The sequence below is a fragment of the Paracoccaceae bacterium Fryx2 genome (genome assembly GCA_032334235.1).
In the GTDB taxonomy this organism is placed as follows: Bacteria; Pseudomonadota; Alphaproteobacteria; order Rhodobacterales; family Rhodobacteraceae; genus JAVSGI01.
Map to the genome: position 1 here is coordinate 2,946,286 of JAVSGI010000005.1, position 16,290 is coordinate 2,962,575.

The window sequence follows — 16,290 nt, forward strand, 5'->3', positions numbered from 1 at the left end:
CCCTCAAGGCCGCCGTCCGGCCTGCCAGACGCGGGCTAGCCGCCAGTCGGCATCAAGATGGATCATGTCCGCCCTCCGCCCGGGGACCAGATGACCCCGTGCCCCGCCTTGCCCGATCACGGCGGCGGGAACCGAAGTCGCCATGGCCAGCGCCCGCTCGGGGTTCACGCCCGCCCTGCCGATCAGCACGGCCACCGCCTCGGCCAGGGTCAGGTCAGCCCCGGCCAGCGTGCCATCTTCCAGCGACAGGCGGCCGTCGCGCCGCAGGATGCGCCGCCCGCCAAGGGTGAATTCGGTCAGCGTCGTGCCCGCGACCGCCATGCAGTCCGACACCAGAAACACCCCCTCGGGCTTTGCCGCCAGCGCCACCCGCATCGTCGCGGGCGCGACATGGATGCCATCTGCGATCAGCCCGGCAAACCCCGCCCCGCCCAGGGCTGCCCCCACCAACCCCGGCTCGCGGCTGCCGAGCGGGCTCATGGCATTGAACAGATGTGTGACGCAGCGCGCCCCCGCCGCCATCGCGGCCGTTGCCTGTTCATGGGTGCAATCAGAGTGGCCAAGGCTGACCACCGCCCCCGCCCGCGCCAGCGTGGCAATCTGGTCCGGTGTCGCCGCCTCGGGGGCGAGCGTGACCATCAGCGCGGGCAATGCCTGCGCCGCGTCGCACAGGCGGGCAAGATCGGCGGCCTCCATCGGCCGGATCAGACCCGGGTCATGCGCTCCCTTGCGGCGCGGGTCGAGGTGCGGCCCTTCCAGATGCAGGCCGAGAAATCCCGGCACTCCGGCACGCGCCGCAGCCACCCCGGCGGCAATCACGGCGGCGGTCGCCTCAACCGTGTCGGTGATCAGCGTCGGCAGGATGCCCGTCGCCCCCAGCGCCATATGCGCGTCACAGATCGCGCGCAGGGCGGCAAGATCGGTCTGGCCGCCGACCATCCGCCCGCCCCCGCCGTTGACCTGCAGGTCCAGAAGCCCCGGCGCCAGCACGCCCCCGGCCAGTTCGACGCGGTCGCCGGCAATCTCGCCCTCGGGCAGCAGGCCGACAATCACGCCCTCCTCGACCGCCACCGCAAGCCCCGACCGCAGCGCCGTTCCGTCGAACACCTGCGCCCCGCAAAACACCTGCCGCATCACATCGTCTCCGTCACCTTGCGCAGATGCGGCGGCGTGTCGGGGTCGAAGCCGCGACGCCGTGCCAGCGCCTCGATGAAGCCATAGAACCCCGCCACCAGCACCAGCGGCGCCACCAGCGGATGCAGGCCGGGCACCGACGGCAGCAGCACCGCCCCCTTTGCCCCGGCCCCGGTCAGGAACACGTCGGCCCCCTGCGCCGCCAGACGCTCGGCCGTGGCCACCAGTTGCGGCAGGGCGGCATCGGCCACCCCCAGCGCCAGCACCGGGAACCGCGCCTGCACGATGGCCGCCGGGCCATGCAAGACCTCGGCCGCCGAATAGCTTTCGGCATGAAGGCCGCAGGTCTCCTTGAACTTCAGGGCGGCCTCGTTGGCAATGGCGAACCCCGGCCCGCGCCCCAGCACGTAAAGCGACGACGCCCGCGACAGCCGGGCCGACAGCGGCTCCCAGTCCAGCGTCAGGGCCGTGGCGAATGCCTCGGGCAGGCCGGCCACCGCAGTCCGCAACGCCTCGTCCTGCTGCCATTCCGCCACCAGCGCCAGTGCCGCCAGCACCGAGGTGACGAAGGTCTTGGTTGCCGCGACCGAGCGTTCCACCCCCGCCTGCAACGGCAGGCAATGGGCGCAGGCCTGCGCCATCGGCGCGTCGGCGGCGTTGGTGATCGCCACTGTCAGCGCGCCGCCAGCGCGCGCAGCCCGCATCATGTCGACGATATCGGGGCTGCGGCCCGATTGCGAAATGCCGATGCACGCCGCCCCCGCCAGCCGCAGCGGCCGACGGTAGATCGAGGCGACCGATGGCCCGACCGAGGCAACCGGCACCCCCATCGCCAGTTCCACCGCGTATTTCAGATAGGTCGCCGCATGGTCCGACGACCCGCGCGCCACCGTGACCAGCAGTTGCGGGTCCATCGCCCGCAGCGCCGCCGCCGCCTCTGCCACCGCAGCGCGCGACCCGTCCAGAAACCGCGCCGCCGCCTGCGGAATCTCGGCCACTTCCAGCGCCATCAAGCTTTGTGTCATCCCGTCATCCTTTCGCCTTCCGGCGCCAGCTTCAGTTCCACCGCGAAATCGTAGGCATCGCCCCGGTACAGCGAGCGGGTGAATTCCACCACCCGCCCGGAGGACAGGTAGCTGACCCGCTCGATCTTCAGCCCGGCCACGCCGGGGGGCACGCCCAGCAGGTCGGCATCGCGCCCGGCAAGGTTGGCCGCCGCAATGCGCTGCACCGCCCGCACCGGACGCAGGCCGCGCGCACCGAGCAGCGCGTAAAGCGAGCCTTCCACCGCCTCGGGGTCGGGCAGCAGCGTGCCCGACAGGGCAGCGCGCTCGATCGCCAGCGGCAGGCCGTCGCTGCGCCGCACCCGTTCCAGCCGGGCCACCCGCTCCCCGGCAGTCAGCCCCAGCGCCATCACCTCCTCGGGCGAGGGGGCGTGCAGCGCCCGGCTCAGCCAGACCGATTCCACCGACCGGCCGCGCCGCGCCATGTCTTCGGTGAACGAGGTCAGCAGCGACAGGGCCTGCTCCAGCCGCTCGACCTTCGGGGCGACGAAGGTGCCAGACCCGCGCCGCTGCACCAGCGCGCCCTGCGCCACCAGCGCCTGCACCGCCTTGCGCACCGTGACCCGGCTGAGCCCGGTCATCACCGCCATGTCGCGCTCGGCGGGCAGGCTGTCGCCGGGGGCCAGCCGACCTGCGGCGATGGCTTCCGCGATGCGGCGCTGCAACTGAAGATACAGCGGCCCGGACCCGGCCGCATCGAACCCGGCGGGGGAAAAGATCCGGTCCATCATGCGGGCACTCCTGCGCCGCCGCTGCGAGCCATCCACAGCGCCCCGTCCAGCCCGTTCCCCAGCGGCGCCCGTATCGGCCAGCGCCCGTCAAGCCGCGCCGCGAACACCCCGCCCAGACCACCCAGAAACACCACCGGCAGCGCCTCGCCCGCCTGCAACAGGTCGATCGCCGCCGCCACCTCGTCCAGCGCCATGCCCATCACGGCGACCGCCGCCGGATCGTCCGAGCCCGTGACGCGCGGGGCGAGGGCGGCAAAGTAGGCCGGCCGCGCGGCAAGCGCGAAGCTGACGACCCCCTTCGGGCCGTCCATCCCGGCCAGCACCTCCTGCAACAGCGGGGTCATCGGCACGAACCCGTCATCGGCCCGCAGCGCCCGCGCCAGCAGCGCCCGCCCGATCCACGCGCCGCTGGCCTCGTCGCCCAGCACCAGACCCCAGCCGCCGATCTGGCGCAGCACGCCCGCGCGCTGCACGGCAAATACCGACCCGGTGCCAAGCGCGGCCACGATCCCGTCGCCGTCGCGCAGCGCGCCCTTCAGCGCGATGGTCGCATCGCTTTCCACCCGGGCCGAGGCGAAGGGCAAGGCTGCCGCCAACCGCGCGGCAAAGCCGGGCACATTGGCTCCCGCCAGCCCCAGCACCGCTCGCAGATCGGCAAGCCCGACGCCCGCCGCATCCGCCGCCTCGGTCGCCGCAATCAGAATGGAGTCCCGCGCGCCGTCCGGGTCGCTGGCGATATTGGCGGGCCCGCCGCTGCCGACCCCCAGCACGCGCCCCGAAACATTGGCCACAGCCGCCCGGCAACCAGTGCCGCCCCCGTCGATGCCCAGAAAGACCGCCATGCCGACTCCCTTTGATCGGATGATACCAAACCAATACCATACAGGAACGACCATCAGGAGAAAGGTGATTTTTCGTAGAAAAATCGTCCTTGGAACTTCATGCTTTACTACTGGTATTAATTTGGCATTGTAATTGCCAAAGGGGGGAATCGCATGGCCGACCGTCGCACCGAGGCACGTCACCCCGCGTCTGACGGGCTGCACACCCGACCGGCGGCCGAGGTCATGACGCAGCTTCTCGACGCGCAGGTCACGGCCCTTGCCACCCTGCGCCCGGCGCTGCCCGCCCTGATCGCCGCAGCCGGGGCTGCGGCCAGCGCGCTGGGCGCCGGCCACCGGCTGGTCTATGCCGGGGCGGGCAGTTCCGGGCTGATGGCGCTGGCCGACGCGCTTGAGCTTGCGGGCACCTTCGGCCTCCCGCCCGACCGCACGCCGGTCCTGTTCCCCGGGGGGCCGCGGCCCTGCTGCACCTGGAAGGCGGGGTCGAGGATGACCCGGCACTGGCAGAGGCCGACCTGGCTGCCGTGGCCTCCGGGCCGGGCGACGTTGTGCTCTGCCTCTCGGCCTCGGGCAGCACGCCCTACACGCTGGCGATTGCCCGTGGGGCGGCGCGGGCTGGCGCCTTCGTGATCGGGCTGGCGAACGTGCCCGGCAGCCCGCTGCTGGAGGCTGCCGATCTGGCCGTGCTGCTGGATACCGGGCCCGAGGTGATGCCGGGCTCGACCCGCCTTGGTGCCGCCACGGCGCAGAAGGTGGCGCTGAACCTGATCTCGGTGCTGGTGGGCATCCGGCTTGGCCATGTGCATGACGGCTACATGGTCAATCTGGTGGCCGACAATGCCAAGCTGACCGACCGCGCCGCCCGCATCGTTGCGGCGATCTCGGGGCAGGGCCGGGCCGCGGCCGAGGCGGCGCTGGCGCAGACCGCGGGCGCGGTGAAGCCCGCCGTTCTGGTGGCTCGGGGGGCCACACCTGCACAGGCGGCGCGGGCCCTGACCTCCAGCGCGGGGCACCTTGCCCCGGCGCTGGCAAGTGCAACCTTCAGGCAAACATGAACCGGGCAAAAGCCCGACCATCAGGGAGAAGACCATGACCGCCAAGACCTTCCGCATCGCCCTTCTGACCAGCACGCTGCTGGCAGGCGCGGCAGCAGCCCAGGACGTGACGCTGACCATCGAATCCTGGCGCAACGACGACCTGACCATCTGGCAGGACAAGATCATCCCGGCCTTCGAGTCGGCCAACCCCGGCATCAAGGTGGTGTTCGCCCCGACCGCCCCGGCGGAATACAACGCCGTGCTGAACTCGAAACTCGATGCAGGATCGGCGGGCGACATCATCACCTGCCGCCCGTTCGACGCCTCGCTGGAACTGTTCAACAAGGGCAAGCTGGCCGATCTGACCGATCTGCCGGGCATGGCGAACTTCAGCCCGGTGGCGAAATCGGGCTGGTCCACCGACGACGGGGCCAAGACCTTCTGCGTGCCGATGGCGAGCGTGATCCACGGCTACATCTACAACAAGGATGCCTTCACCGAACTGGGCATCGAGGTGCCCAAGACCGAGGCCGAGTTCTTCGCCGCGCTCGACAAGATCAAGGCCGACGGCACCTACATCCCGCTGGCGATGGGCACCAACGACCAGTGGGAAGCCGCCACGATGGGCTACAACAACATCGGCCCGAACTACTGGAAGGGCGAGGAGGGCCGTCTGGCGCTGATCGCGGGCACCCAGAAGCTGACCGACCCGCAATGGGTGGCGCCCTTTGCCCAGATGGCAAAGTGGAAGGACTATCTCGGCGACGGTTTCGAGGCCCAGACCTACCCCGACAGCCAGAACCTGTTCACCCTCGGCCGCGCCGCCGTCTACCCGGCCGGATCTTGGGAGATCAGCGGTTTCCGCGCACAGGCCGGGTTCGAGATGGGCGCCTTCTATCCGCCGGTGCAGGCAGAGGGGGACGAGTGCTACATCTCGGATCACACCGACATCGGCATCGGCATGAACGCGGCCACCCCCAATGCCGAAGCCGCGAAGACCTTTCTGAACTGGGTCGGCTCGACCGAGTTCGCGGCACTCTACGCCAATGCGCTGCCCGGCTTCTTCCCGCTTTCCAACGAGCCGGTCACGCTGGAAGACCCGCTGGCACAGGAGTTCATCGGCTGGCGGGGCACCTGCCAGTCCTCGATCCGCTCGACCTACCAGATCCTGTCGCGCGGCACGCCGAACCTGGAAAACGAGACCTGGAACGCCTCTGCCGCCGTGATCAAGGGCACCGAAACGCCCGAGGCTGCGGCAGCGCGGCTGCAGTCGGGGCTGGCCTCGTGGTACGACCCGCAGAAGTAGGCGGCACCGGCGGAGCGGGGGGCTGTCTGCCCCCCGCACCCCCCGAGGGTATTTGGGCCAATGAGAAAGGGGCAAGGGGGCATGATCAGGCGCAGGCCGGTCCGCTGGCATATCGCGGTGTTTCTGGCGCCTGCGGTGGCGGTCTATACCGCGATCATGATCATCCCGCTGTTCGCCACGCTGAACCTTTCGCTTTACAACGTGGCGGGGGACAACCGGGTGTTCGTCGGGCTGGCGAACTTCGCCACGCTGTTCGGTGATGCGCGCTGGTCGGCGAGTTTCTGGAACGCGCTGGGCAACAATGCCTGGTTCTTTCTGGTGCACATGCTGGTGCAGAACCCGATCGGGGTCTTGCTGGCGGCGCTCTTGTCCAGCCCGCGCCTGCGGATGGCGGCGTTCTACCGGACGGCAATCTTCATTCCCACCATCCTGTCCTTCGTGATCGTGGGCTTCGTGTGGAAGCTGATCCTGTCGCCGATCTGGGGCATAGCGCCTGGAATGCTGGATTTCGTCGGGCTGAAGGGCCTGTTCGCACCGTGGCTGGGGAAAGAGGCATACGCGCTGACCACGCTGGCGCTGGTGTCGGTGTGGCAGTTCGTCGGCATTCCGATGATGCTGATCTATGCCGCCCTGCTGTCGATCCCCGACGAGGTGCTTGAGGCGGCCGAGATGGACGGCATCACCGGGGCGAGCCAGTTCTGGAAGATCAGGCTGCCGCTGATCCTGCCCAGCATCGGCATCATCTCGATTCTGACCTTTGTCGGCAATTTCAATGCGTTCGACCTGATCTACGTGGCGCAGGGTGCGCTGGCCGGGCCGAACTATGCCACCGACATTCTGGGGACATTCCTCTATCGCACCTTCTTCGGGTTCCAGCTGCAATTGGGTGACCCGCACATGGGGGCCACCATCGCCACCGCGATGTTCGGGATCATTCTGGTCGGCGTGTGCATCTACCTGTTCGGCATCCAGACGCGGCTGCGCCGCTATCAGTTCTGAGGGATCATGGCACAGGCACGCACCCCGATGTTCCGCTCCATCGCCGCCCATGCGGTGCTGATCACCTATACCGTGATTGCGCTGTTTCCGGTGTTCGTGATTGTGATCAACAGCTTCAAGTCGCGCCGGGCGATCTTTGCCGAGCCGCTGGCGCTGCCGACGCGCGAGACCTTCGACCTGATCGGCTACACCACGGTGCTGAAGCAGGGCGATTTCTTCCAATATTTCCTGAACTCGATGACCGTCACGCTGGGCAGCCTGTTCTTCGTGCTGCTGTTCGGGGCGATGGCGGCCTTTGCGCTCAGCGAATATCGCTTTCGCGGCAACACGCTGATGGGGCTATATCTCGCGCTGGGCATCATGATCCCGATCCGGCTGGGCACGGTGGCCATTCTGCAGCTGATGGTGGCAAGCGGGCTGGTGAACACGCTGACGGCGCTGGTGCTGGTTTATACCGCGCAGGGGTTGCCGCTGGCGGTGTTCATCCTGTCGGAGTTCATGCGGCAGGTGTCGGACGACCTGAAGAATGCGGGAAGGATCGACGGGCTGTCGGAGTATCGCATCTTCTTCACGCTGGTGCTGCCGCTGGTGCGCCCGGCGATGGCGACCGTGGGGGTTTTCACCATGATCCCGATCTGGAACGACCTGTGGTTTCCGTTGATCCTGGCCCCGGCCGAGGAGGTGAAGACCATCACGCTGGGGAGCCAGGTCTTCATCGGGCAGTTCGTCACCAACTGGAATGCGGTGCTGGCGGCGCTTTCGCTGGCCATCGTGCCGGTGCTGGTGCTGTATCTGGTCTTCTCGCGGCAACTGATCCGCGGCATCACGGCGGGGGCGGTGAAATGATCAGGATGATGGTGGCGGGCTTGGGCAACATGGGGCGCAGCCATGCGCTGGCCTATCACCATGATCCGGCGTTTCAGATTGTGGGGCTGGTGAACCGGTCGGCGGTGGACCTGCCGCCAGAGTTGCGCGGCTATCCGCTGAGCGCGGATTTCGCAGAGGCGCTGGCGCGGCTGAAACCCGATCTGGTCTGCATCGCCACCTATTCCGACAGCCATGCCGACTATGCCTGCGCCGCGATGCAGGCCGGGGCCGACGTGTTCGTGGAAAAGCCGCTGGCGACCACGGTTGCCGATGCGCGGCGGGTGCAGGACATGGCAGCGGGGCTGGGGCGCAAGGTGGTGGTGGGCTACATCCTGCGGCATCATCCAAGCTGGATCAGACTGATCGCCGAGGCGCGTGCCCTGGGCGGGCCTTATGTGTTCCGGCTGAACCTGAACCAGCAATCCTCCGGCCCGACATGGGAGGTGCACAAGGCGCTGATGCAGACCACGTCGCCCATCGTCGATTGCGGGGTGCATTATGTCGACGTGATGTGCCAGATCACCGATGCGGCGGCGGTCGAGGTGCGCGGCATGGGGCTGCGGCTGTCGGCCGAAATTCCGCCGGGCATGTATAACTACGGCCATTTTCAGGTGCTGTTCGCGGATGGGTCGCTTGGCTGGTACGAGGCGGGCTGGGGGCCGATGATGTCGGACACGGCGTTTTTCGTGAAGGATGTGGTCAGCCCGAACGGGGCGGTCTCGATCCGGATGCCGGAAAGCGCGCGGTCGGATGACATCGACACCCATACAAAAACCGCCATGCTGCGGGTTCACAAGGTGGCTGGCGGCGACACCGACATCTCGATGGCCGACGAGCCGGGGCATCAGGCGCTGTGCGACCGGCAGGCCGCCTTCGTCGCCCGCGCCATTGCCGAAAACGTGGACCTGACGCGCCACATGCACGATGCCGTGCAGTCGCTTGCCATCTGCCTTGCGGCGGATGAAAGCGTGCGCTCGGGTCAGCCCGTGAAACTGTAAGGAGCCGCCATGGGTGCGCTGACGCTGAGCCACGTCACCAAGTCCTTCGGCGCGACCGAGGTGATCAAGGGCGTCGACCTGACCGTGGCGGCGGGGGAGTTCTGCGTCTTCGTCGGCCCCTCGGGCTGCGGCAAGTCCACCCTGTTGCGCATTATCGCGGGGCTGGAGGATGCCACCGGCGGCACCGTCGCCATCGACGGGCTGCGGGTGAACGAGGTGGCCCCGGCAAAGCGCGAGATCGCTATGGTTTTCCAGAGCTACGCGCTTTACCCGCATCTGACGGTGCGCGACAACATGGGGCTGGCGCTGAAACAGGCGGGCCGGTCGCGTGCCGAGATCCGGGCCGCCACCGACCATGCGGCGGGGATGCTGTCGCTGGAGGCGCTGCTGGATCGCCGCCCGTCGGAGCTTTCGGGCGGGCAGCGGCAGCGGGTGGCCATCGGGCGGGCCATCGTGCGCACACCGAAGCTGTTCCTGTTCGACGAGCCGCTGTCGAACCTCGATGCCGCGCTGCGGGTTGCGACGCGGATAGAGATTGCGCGGCTGCATCGCGATCTGGGGGCGACGATGATCTATGTCACCCACGATCAGGTCGAGGCGATGACGCTGGCCGACCGGATCGTGGTGCTGCGCGCGGGCCGGGTGGAACAGGTCGGCGCCCCGATGGAGCTTTACAACAACCCGGCCAACACCTTCGTCGCGGGCTTCATCGGCTCGCCGCAGATGAACTTCCTGAAGGCGGGCGCGCTGGGGATGCGGTCCGACACGCTGGGCATCCGGCCCGAGCATCTGGCCCTGTCGCGCAGCGGGGGCCAGATTGCCGGCGTGGTCAGCCATGTCGAAAAGCTGGGCGGCGAAACGCTGGTCTATGTGCGCTCCGAGGCGCAGGGGCTGCTGACGGTGCGGCTGTTCGGCGAGCATGACCACGCGGTGAACGAGGCGGTGTTCCTGACCCCCGACGCCAGCCGCGCCTTCCACTTTGCCGCCGACGGTGCGCGGATCAGAGCCTAGTCGAGCGTGCGGTCCAGCAGCGCCAGCCAGTTTTCATGGCAGAGCTTGCGCATCAGGGCATCGTCATAGCCATGGGCGCGCAGGGCGTCCTGCAGGGCGGCCAGACCCAGCACGTCGGTGATGCCTTCGGGCACGGTGGCACCATCGAAATCCGACCCGAAGCCGACATGGTTTTCGCCAAGCTGGGCGATCAGGTGATCCATGTGGCGCAGCACCGGCTCCCATCCCATCACCGGCGACTTGCGGCCATCCTCGCGCAGGAACACGGTCGCGAAGTTCAGGCCCACCATGCCGCCGCTTTCGCGGATCATCGCCAACTGGCGGTCGGTCAGGTTGCGGGTCGAGGGCGTCACGGCATGGGCGTTGGAATGGGTGGCGACCAGCGGCGCATCCGACAGCGCGGCCACATCGTCGAACCCGGCCTCGTTCAGGTGGCTGAGGTCGAGCATGATCTTCAGCGCGTTGCATTCCGTGACCAGCCGCTTGCCCGCATCGGTCAGGCCCGGCCCGGTGTCGGGGCGGCCCGGAAAGCGGAACGGCACGCCGTGGCCGAAGATCGTCGGGCGGCTCCACACCGGGCCGAGCGAACGCAGGCCCATGGCGTGAAAGGCGTGCAGCGCGTCCAGCCGGTCGTCGATCGCCTCGGCGCCCTCCATGTGCATGATCGCGGAAATCACGCCCTTTGCCACACAGTCGCGCACCTCGGCGGCAGTGCGGCAGATCTTGAAGGCCCCCTTGGCGGCGCGTTCCATCCACAAGAGATGCGCGGCCATCGCCAGCGCCACCAGCTGCGCCGCATCGGCCCCGATCAGGGCGGGCAGCGGCAGGTCGTAGGGGGGCGCGTCCATCATCGCCTCGAAGTCGGGCGCGTCATCCGCCATCGGCGAGGGGATGTAGATCGCAAAGAAGCCCCCGGCGAATCCGGCCCGCTGCATCCGTGGCAGGTCCAGATGGCCGTCGCCCTCGCCGGTCAGCCAGATCCGGTCGCGATTTTCGGGGTTGCGCAACAGGCGCAGCAGGAAATCGTTGTGTCCGTCGAAAACTGGCAGGGTCATGGTGTTCTTTCGGCAAGGGCCGCCCGGGTGAAGCCCTCGGATGCGGTCAGCAGGTTGCGGGTATAGTCTTGCGTCGCCTGCCGCGACTGTAGCGCGGCGCGGGTCAGCGATTCCACCGCCTGCCCGTGCTGCATCACCAGCAGCCTTTCGCACATATGGGCCACCACGCCGAGATCATGGCTGACAAGGATGTAGGTCAGCCCGCGTTCCGTCCGCAGCCGGTCGAGCAGGTTCAGCACCTCGGCCTGGATCGAGGCATCCAGCGCGGATGTCGGCTCGTCGAGCAGGATCACGCGGGGTTCCAGGATCAGCGCGCGGGCAATCGCCACCCGCTGCCGCTGACCGCCCGAAAGCTGGTGCGGATAGCGGAAGCGGAAGCCGCGCCCCAGCCCGACCTCGTCAAGCGCGCGTTCCACCCGCGCCTCGCGGTCGGAAAAGCCGTGGATCGCCAGCGATTCCGACAGCACGCGGTCCACCGTGTGGCGGGGGTGCAAGGATGCGTAGGGGTCCTGGAACACCATCTGCGCCCGGCGGTAGAAGGCGGCGTTTCGCGGGGCGGTCAGGGTCTGGCCGTCGATCCTGATCGTGCCGTCAGAGGTGGGGGCAAGCCCGCAGATCGCCCGCAGCACGGTCGACTTGCCCGACCCGCTTTCGCCGACGATGCCGAAGCTTTCGCCCTCGGCCACGTCGAACGACACGCCGCGCACGGCATGGACCGGGCCGAAGCGCACATGAAGGTCGGAAATCTCGATCAGCGGCATCAGAGCAACCAGGCCTCGTCTCTTTGCAGGGTGGGCAGCGGGCGGGCGGAGCCGTCGATTTTCGGCAGGCAGTTCATCAGGCCCCGCGTATAGGGGTGCTGCGCCTGCGACAGGTCGGCGGCGGCCAGTTCCTCGACCACGCGGCCGGCATACATCACCAGAACCCGGTCGCAGAAACTGCTGACCAGCCGCAGGTCGTGGCTGATGAAGATCAGCCCCATGCCCCGTTGCGTGACCAGATCGTCCAGAATCCGCAAAACCTCGATCTGCACGGTAACGTCGAGCGCCGAGGTCGGCTCGTCAGCGATCAGCAGGTCGGGCTCGGTGATCAGCATCATCGCGATCATCGCGCGCTGGCCCATGCCGCCCGAAAGCTCGTGCGGGTAGGCGGCCATGACGCGCGCGGGGTCGCGGATCTGCACCGCCTCCAGCATCGCGATCGACCGGTCGCGAGCCTCGGCGCGCGAGGCGGTGCGGCGGGCGGCCTCGATCAGCTGCCGCCCGATGGTCATCACCGGGTTTAGGCTGAACTTGGGGTCCTGCATCACCATCGACATCCGGGTGCCGCGCAGCGCCCGCCATTGCGAAGCCGAGGCGCGGCGCAGGTCGATGCCGTCAAACTCCAGCCGTTTCGCCGTGGCGGTGCCGGTTGTGGGCGTCAGGCCCAGCAGGGCGCGCCCGGTCTGGCTTTTGCCCGAGCCACTTTCGCCCACGATGCCCAGACGTTCACGGCCCAGGTTGAAGCTGACGCCGCGCACCACCTCCACCGGGCCGTCGCGCGATGGAAAGCTGATGCGCAGGTCATCGACGGCAAGCAGGGTCATCGGTGCTGACCTTCCGGCATGGGTGTGGGGCGGCAGGGGGCAGAGCCTCCGGCGGGGATATTTGAGCCAAGATGAAAGTGCTGAGTCATTTCTGGCCCTTGGGGTCAAGCACGTCGCGCAACCCGTCGCCGAGGAAGTTGAAGCCCAGCGAAATGATGAAGATCGCAAGGCCGGGCATGGTGGCGACCCACCAGTAATCCAGGATGAAGCGCCGCCCGCCCGCGATCATCGCACCCCATTCGGGCTGGGGCGGCTGCGCGCCAAGGCCGAGAAAGCCGAGCCCGGCGGCGGTCAGGATGATCCCGGCCATGTCGAGCGTGACCCGCACGATCACCGACGACAGGCACAGCGGCGTCACATGGCCCCAGATGATCCGCGCGGCGCCGGCGCCTTGCAGGCGGATCGCGTCGATGTGGTCGGCGTTGCGGATCGTCAGGGTCTCGGCGCGGGCGAGGCGCGCGTAGGGCGGCCAGGAGGTGATGGCGATGGCGATGATGGCATTCTCGATGCCGGGGCCGAGGGCTGCGACGAAGGCCAGTGCGAGGATCAGCCGGGGGAAGGCGAGGAAGATGTCGGTGATCCGCATCAGCACGGTATCGACCCAGCCGCCGAAATAGCCGGACGTGGTGCCGACCAGCAGACCGATCGGCGTGGCGATCACCGCGACCAGCGCCACCACCAGGAGCGTGATGCGCGCGCCGTAGAGGATGCGGCTGAAGATGTCGCGCGCCTGGTCGTCGGTGCCCATCAGATGCTCCCACGATGGTGGCAGCAGCCGCTCGGTCCGCAGGTCGCCGCCGACCAGCGGGTCGTAGGGCGCGATCAGCGGGGCGAAGACCGCCATCGCGATCAGCACCAGCACGATGCCAAGCCCCACCATCGCCAGCGGGTTGGCGGTGAAGGCAACCCAGGTCCGGTAGGCCTGCCCCAGCCGGGCCTGCCGCCGTGAGGCGGGTTGTTCGGTCAGAAGCCAGTCGCGCGATCCGGTCATTTGCGGCGCACCCTCGGGTCAAGCAGCGTGTAAAGCAGGTCGGACAGCAGGTTCAGCCCGACAAAGATCGCGCCGATCACCAGCGTGCCGCCCAGCACCGCGTTCATGTCGGCGCTCTGCAGCGAGTTGGTCAGGTATTGCCCCAGCCCCGGCCAGGCAAACACCGTCTCGGTCAGGACCGAGCCCTCCAGCAGACCGGCGTAGGACAGCGCGATAACCGTCACCAGCGGAACGGCGGCGTTGCGCATGGCATGGACCCAGATGATCCGCCATTCCGGCACGCCCTTGACCCGTGCGGTGATGATGTATTCCTGCGCCAGTTCGGTCAGCATGAAGCTGCGGGTCATCCGGCTGATGTAGGCCATCGAGAAATAGCCCAGCAGCGACGCGGGCAGGATGATGTGCGAAAAGACGTTGCGGAAGGCCGCCCACTGGCCCTGCCACGCGGTGTCGATCAGCAACAGCCCGGTGCCCGGTGAGATCGAGTATTCATAGGCAATGTCGATCCGCCCCGGCCCCGACACCCATTGCAGCCGGGCGTAGAACACCAGGAGCCCCAGGAGGCCAAGCCAGAAGATCGGCGCCGAATATCCGATCAGCCCGACCACCCGCACGATCTGGTCGGTCAGCGTTCCCTGCCGCACGGCGGCCAGCACCCCCAGCGGGATGCCCAGCGTCGTGCCGATCAGGATGGCGACGGTCGCAAGTTCCAGCGTGGCCGGAAAGGCGCGCGCGATGTCCTCTGCGATCGGCTTCTTGGTCAGGAAGCTTTCGCCAAGGTCGCCCGAGGCGATGGTCTTCAGATACATCCAGAACTGTTCGTAAAGCGGCCGGTCCAGCCCCAGTTCGATGTAGACCCGGTCATAGACCGATTGTGATGCGCGGTCGCCCACCACCGAAAGCACCGGGTCCACTGGCACCACCCGTCCGATCAGGAAGGTGACCAGCAGCAGGCCCAGAAAGGTCAGCGCCACGGTGGCCAGCAGTTTGACCACCTTCCACAGAAAGGCGGGAAGGGCGCTTTTGCGCCCCTCCCCTGATGTGGTGTCGGCCATCTACTTGGTCACGGCCTTGAACGAGTTGTCGTTGAACGACGGCCCGACGATGAAACCTTCGACGTTCTTGCGGCGTGCCAGAACCTCGATCTCCTGGAACATGATCACGAAGGGCGAGGTTTCCTGATGCTCCTTCTGCAGCTCGACATACATCGCGGCGCGTTTGTCGGCGTCGGCCTCCAGCACGGCGGCATCGGCCTTCAGCGTCATTTCCGGGATGTCCCACGCGTTGCGCCAGGCCAGCGGCTTGGAGGCCGCCTCGTCCGCGTTGTCGGGGTTGCGCGCGAAGGTGTCGGCGTTGGTGTGGGGGTCCTGATAGTCGGGGCCCCAGCGGCCGATGTAGATGTCATGCGTGCGGGCGCGGTATTTGGTCAGAGTCTGCTGGCCGTCGCCGGGGATGATCTCCAGCGTGATGCCCGCCTGCGCGAAGGTCTGCTGCATGGCCTGCGCGATGCCGGTGATGTCGTCGGTATTGCGCGTGTCCATCGTCACGGTGAAGCCGTCGGCCAGACCGGCGGCTGCCAGCAGTTCCTTGGCCTTGGCCACGTCGAGCGCGAAGGGCGTGTCTTCCAGCGCGCCAAGGAAGCCCTTGGGCAGGAACGCCTGATGCACCTCGACCTTGCCCTTCATGATGGTGTCGGCGATGGTCGCGTAATCCACCAGGTATTTCAGCGCCTGACGCACCTCGGGCTTGGCGAGGTTCGGGTTCTTCTGGTTCAGGCCCAGATAGTAGATGGAACCCTTCACGCCGCTGTCGATCGCGATGTCGGGGTTGGACGACAGCGCGATGATTTCCTCGGCGCCGACGTTTCGGGCAATGTCGATGTCGCCCTGTTCCAGCAGCAGGCGCTGGGTCGAGGTTTCGGGAATGTGACGGTAGATCGCACGCGCCATCGGTGGGGCTTCGCCGCCATAGTTCGGGTTGCGTTCCAGAACGACAACCTCGTTGGCACGCCATTCGCGGATGCTGAAGGCGCCCGACCCGGCATAGCCGGTCTTCAGCCAGTTGTAGCCGAAGTCGCCATCGGCCTCGTTTTCCATCGCGAGCTTCTCATCGACGATGAAGCCGACGGTCGAGGTCAGGCAATACAGCACCAGCGTCGGGGCATAGGCTTTGTCCATCTCGAATTCGAAGGTCATGTCGCCGGTGGTGCGGATCATCGCGTCGGCGTTGTCGGCGGTGAAGCCGAACTGCGTCAGGATGAACGCGGGCGACTTGTCGAGCTTGACCGCCCGGCGCAGCGAGAACACGGCGTCCGACGCCGTGATCGGGTTGCCCGAGGCGAACTTCAGGCCGGGCTTCATCACGAAGCTGAAGGTCTTGCCGTCTTCCGAAACCGTCCAGCTTTCCGCCAGCACGCCGAAGATGTCGGCGACGTTGTTCACGTCATAGCCGATCAGGCCCTGATAGGCGTTGCCCAGAATCTCGGATGCGGTGAATTCGAACACCTCGGCCGGGTCAAGGCTGATGATGTCGTCGATTGCCCAGGCCTGGATCAGCGTGTCGGCCGGGGTTGCCGCCCGCGCTGCCGGCGCGAACAGGGACAGCGATGCCACAAGGGCAGCGCCGACCAATAGGGGGAAGTGTTTCATGTCAGTCTCCCAAACGTGTTGG

General features: G+C 67.6%; 16 protein-coding genes. 6 read left to right on the plus strand and 10 right to left on the minus strand.

What is annotated here, in order from left to right:
* Positions 1-3 precede the first annotated feature (3 nt).
* The 4 genes from nagA to RNZ50_23405 are packed head-to-tail and all read right to left on the minus strand — an operon-like array spanning position 4 to position 3,771.
* Positions 4-1,134: an N-acetylglucosamine-6-phosphate deacetylase gene (nagA, locus tag RNZ50_23390; GenBank protein ID MDT8857919.1), complete on the minus strand. Its 1,131-nt coding sequence runs from the start codon at positions 1,132-1,134 to the stop codon at positions 4-6.
* Positions 1,134-2,159, minus strand: a complete 1,026-nt coding sequence (locus RNZ50_23395; GenBank protein MDT8857920.1) for an SIS domain-containing protein — start codon at positions 2,157-2,159, stop codon at positions 1,134-1,136. Before RNZ50_23395 ends, nagA begins: the two co-directional genes overlap by 1 nt.
* Positions 2,156-2,926: a GntR family transcriptional regulator gene (locus RNZ50_23400; GenBank protein ID MDT8857921.1), complete on the minus strand. Its 771-nt coding sequence runs from the start codon at positions 2,924-2,926 to the stop codon at positions 2,156-2,158. Before RNZ50_23400 ends, RNZ50_23395 begins: the two co-directional genes overlap by 4 nt.
* The gene (locus RNZ50_23405; protein ID MDT8857922.1) at positions 2,926-3,771 is read right to left on the minus strand and encodes a BadF/BadG/BcrA/BcrD ATPase family protein; all 846 of its coding nucleotides are present in this window, start codon (positions 3,769-3,771) and stop codon (positions 2,926-2,928) included. Before RNZ50_23405 ends, RNZ50_23400 begins: the two co-directional genes overlap by 1 nt.
* Before the next feature lie 500 nt (positions 3,772-4,271).
* Here RNZ50_23405 and RNZ50_23410 point away from each other — a divergent pair, with 500 nt between their 5' ends.
* The 6 genes from RNZ50_23410 (at position 4,272) to RNZ50_23435 (ending at position 9,989) form a co-directional block, all read left to right on the plus strand.
* Positions 4,272-4,826, plus strand: a complete 555-nt coding sequence (locus RNZ50_23410) for an N-acetylmuramic acid 6-phosphate etherase (GenBank protein ID MDT8857923.1) — start codon at positions 4,272-4,274, stop codon at positions 4,824-4,826.
* A 34-nt stretch (positions 4,827-4,860) separates the two neighbouring features.
* On the plus strand, positions 4,861-6,114 hold the full coding sequence (locus tag RNZ50_23415; GenBank protein ID MDT8857924.1) for an ABC transporter substrate-binding protein: 1,254 nt from the start codon (positions 4,861-4,863) through the stop codon (positions 6,112-6,114).
* Positions 6,115-6,195: 81 nt separating this feature from the next.
* A complete protein-coding gene (locus RNZ50_23420; GenBank protein MDT8857925.1) occupies positions 6,196-7,113 on the plus strand; it encodes a sugar ABC transporter permease in 918 nt (305 codons plus the stop codon).
* 6 nt (positions 7,114-7,119) lie between these two features.
* On the plus strand, positions 7,120-7,959 hold the full coding sequence (locus tag RNZ50_23425; GenBank protein MDT8857926.1) for a carbohydrate ABC transporter permease: 840 nt from the start codon (positions 7,120-7,122) through the stop codon (positions 7,957-7,959).
* On the plus strand, positions 7,956-8,978 hold the full coding sequence (locus RNZ50_23430) for a Gfo/Idh/MocA family oxidoreductase (GenBank protein ID MDT8857927.1): 1,023 nt from the start codon (positions 7,956-7,958) through the stop codon (positions 8,976-8,978). Before RNZ50_23425 ends, RNZ50_23430 begins: the two co-directional genes overlap by 4 nt.
* Before the next feature lie 9 nt (positions 8,979-8,987).
* Positions 8,988-9,989 (plus strand): ATP-binding cassette domain-containing protein, encoded by a 1,002-nt coding sequence (locus tag RNZ50_23435; GenBank protein MDT8857928.1) that lies wholly within the window; start codon positions 8,988-8,990, stop codon positions 9,987-9,989.
* Here the strand turns inward: RNZ50_23435 and RNZ50_23440 are convergent.
* The 6 genes from RNZ50_23440 to RNZ50_23465 form a co-directional block, all read right to left on the minus strand.
* A complete protein-coding gene (locus RNZ50_23440; GenBank protein MDT8857929.1) occupies positions 9,986-11,044 on the minus strand; it encodes a dipeptidase in 1,059 nt (352 codons plus the stop codon). The two genes, RNZ50_23435 and RNZ50_23440, sit on opposite strands and share 4 nt — an antisense overlap.
* Positions 11,041-11,805: an ABC transporter ATP-binding protein gene (locus RNZ50_23445; GenBank protein ID MDT8857930.1), complete on the minus strand. Its 765-nt coding sequence runs from the start codon at positions 11,803-11,805 to the stop codon at positions 11,041-11,043. The genes RNZ50_23440 and RNZ50_23445 overlap by 4 nt, the downstream gene beginning before the upstream one ends.
* Entirely contained in the window at positions 11,805-12,629 is an 825-nt protein-coding gene (locus RNZ50_23450) for an ABC transporter ATP-binding protein (GenBank protein ID MDT8857931.1), read from the minus strand. The genes RNZ50_23445 and RNZ50_23450 overlap by 1 nt, the downstream gene beginning before the upstream one ends.
* An 85-nt stretch (positions 12,630-12,714) precedes the next feature.
* Complete coding sequence (locus RNZ50_23455) at positions 12,715-13,620, minus strand: ABC transporter permease (protein ID MDT8857932.1); 906 nt, start codon at positions 13,618-13,620, stop codon at positions 12,715-12,717.
* Positions 13,617-14,675: an ABC transporter permease gene (locus tag RNZ50_23460; protein ID MDT8857933.1), complete on the minus strand. Its 1,059-nt coding sequence runs from the start codon at positions 14,673-14,675 to the stop codon at positions 13,617-13,619. The genes RNZ50_23455 and RNZ50_23460 overlap by 4 nt, the downstream gene beginning before the upstream one ends.
* Entirely contained in the window at positions 14,676-16,268 is a 1,593-nt protein-coding gene (locus RNZ50_23465) for an ABC transporter substrate-binding protein (protein ID MDT8857934.1), read from the minus strand.
* Positions 16,269-16,290: the final 22 nt, after the last annotated feature.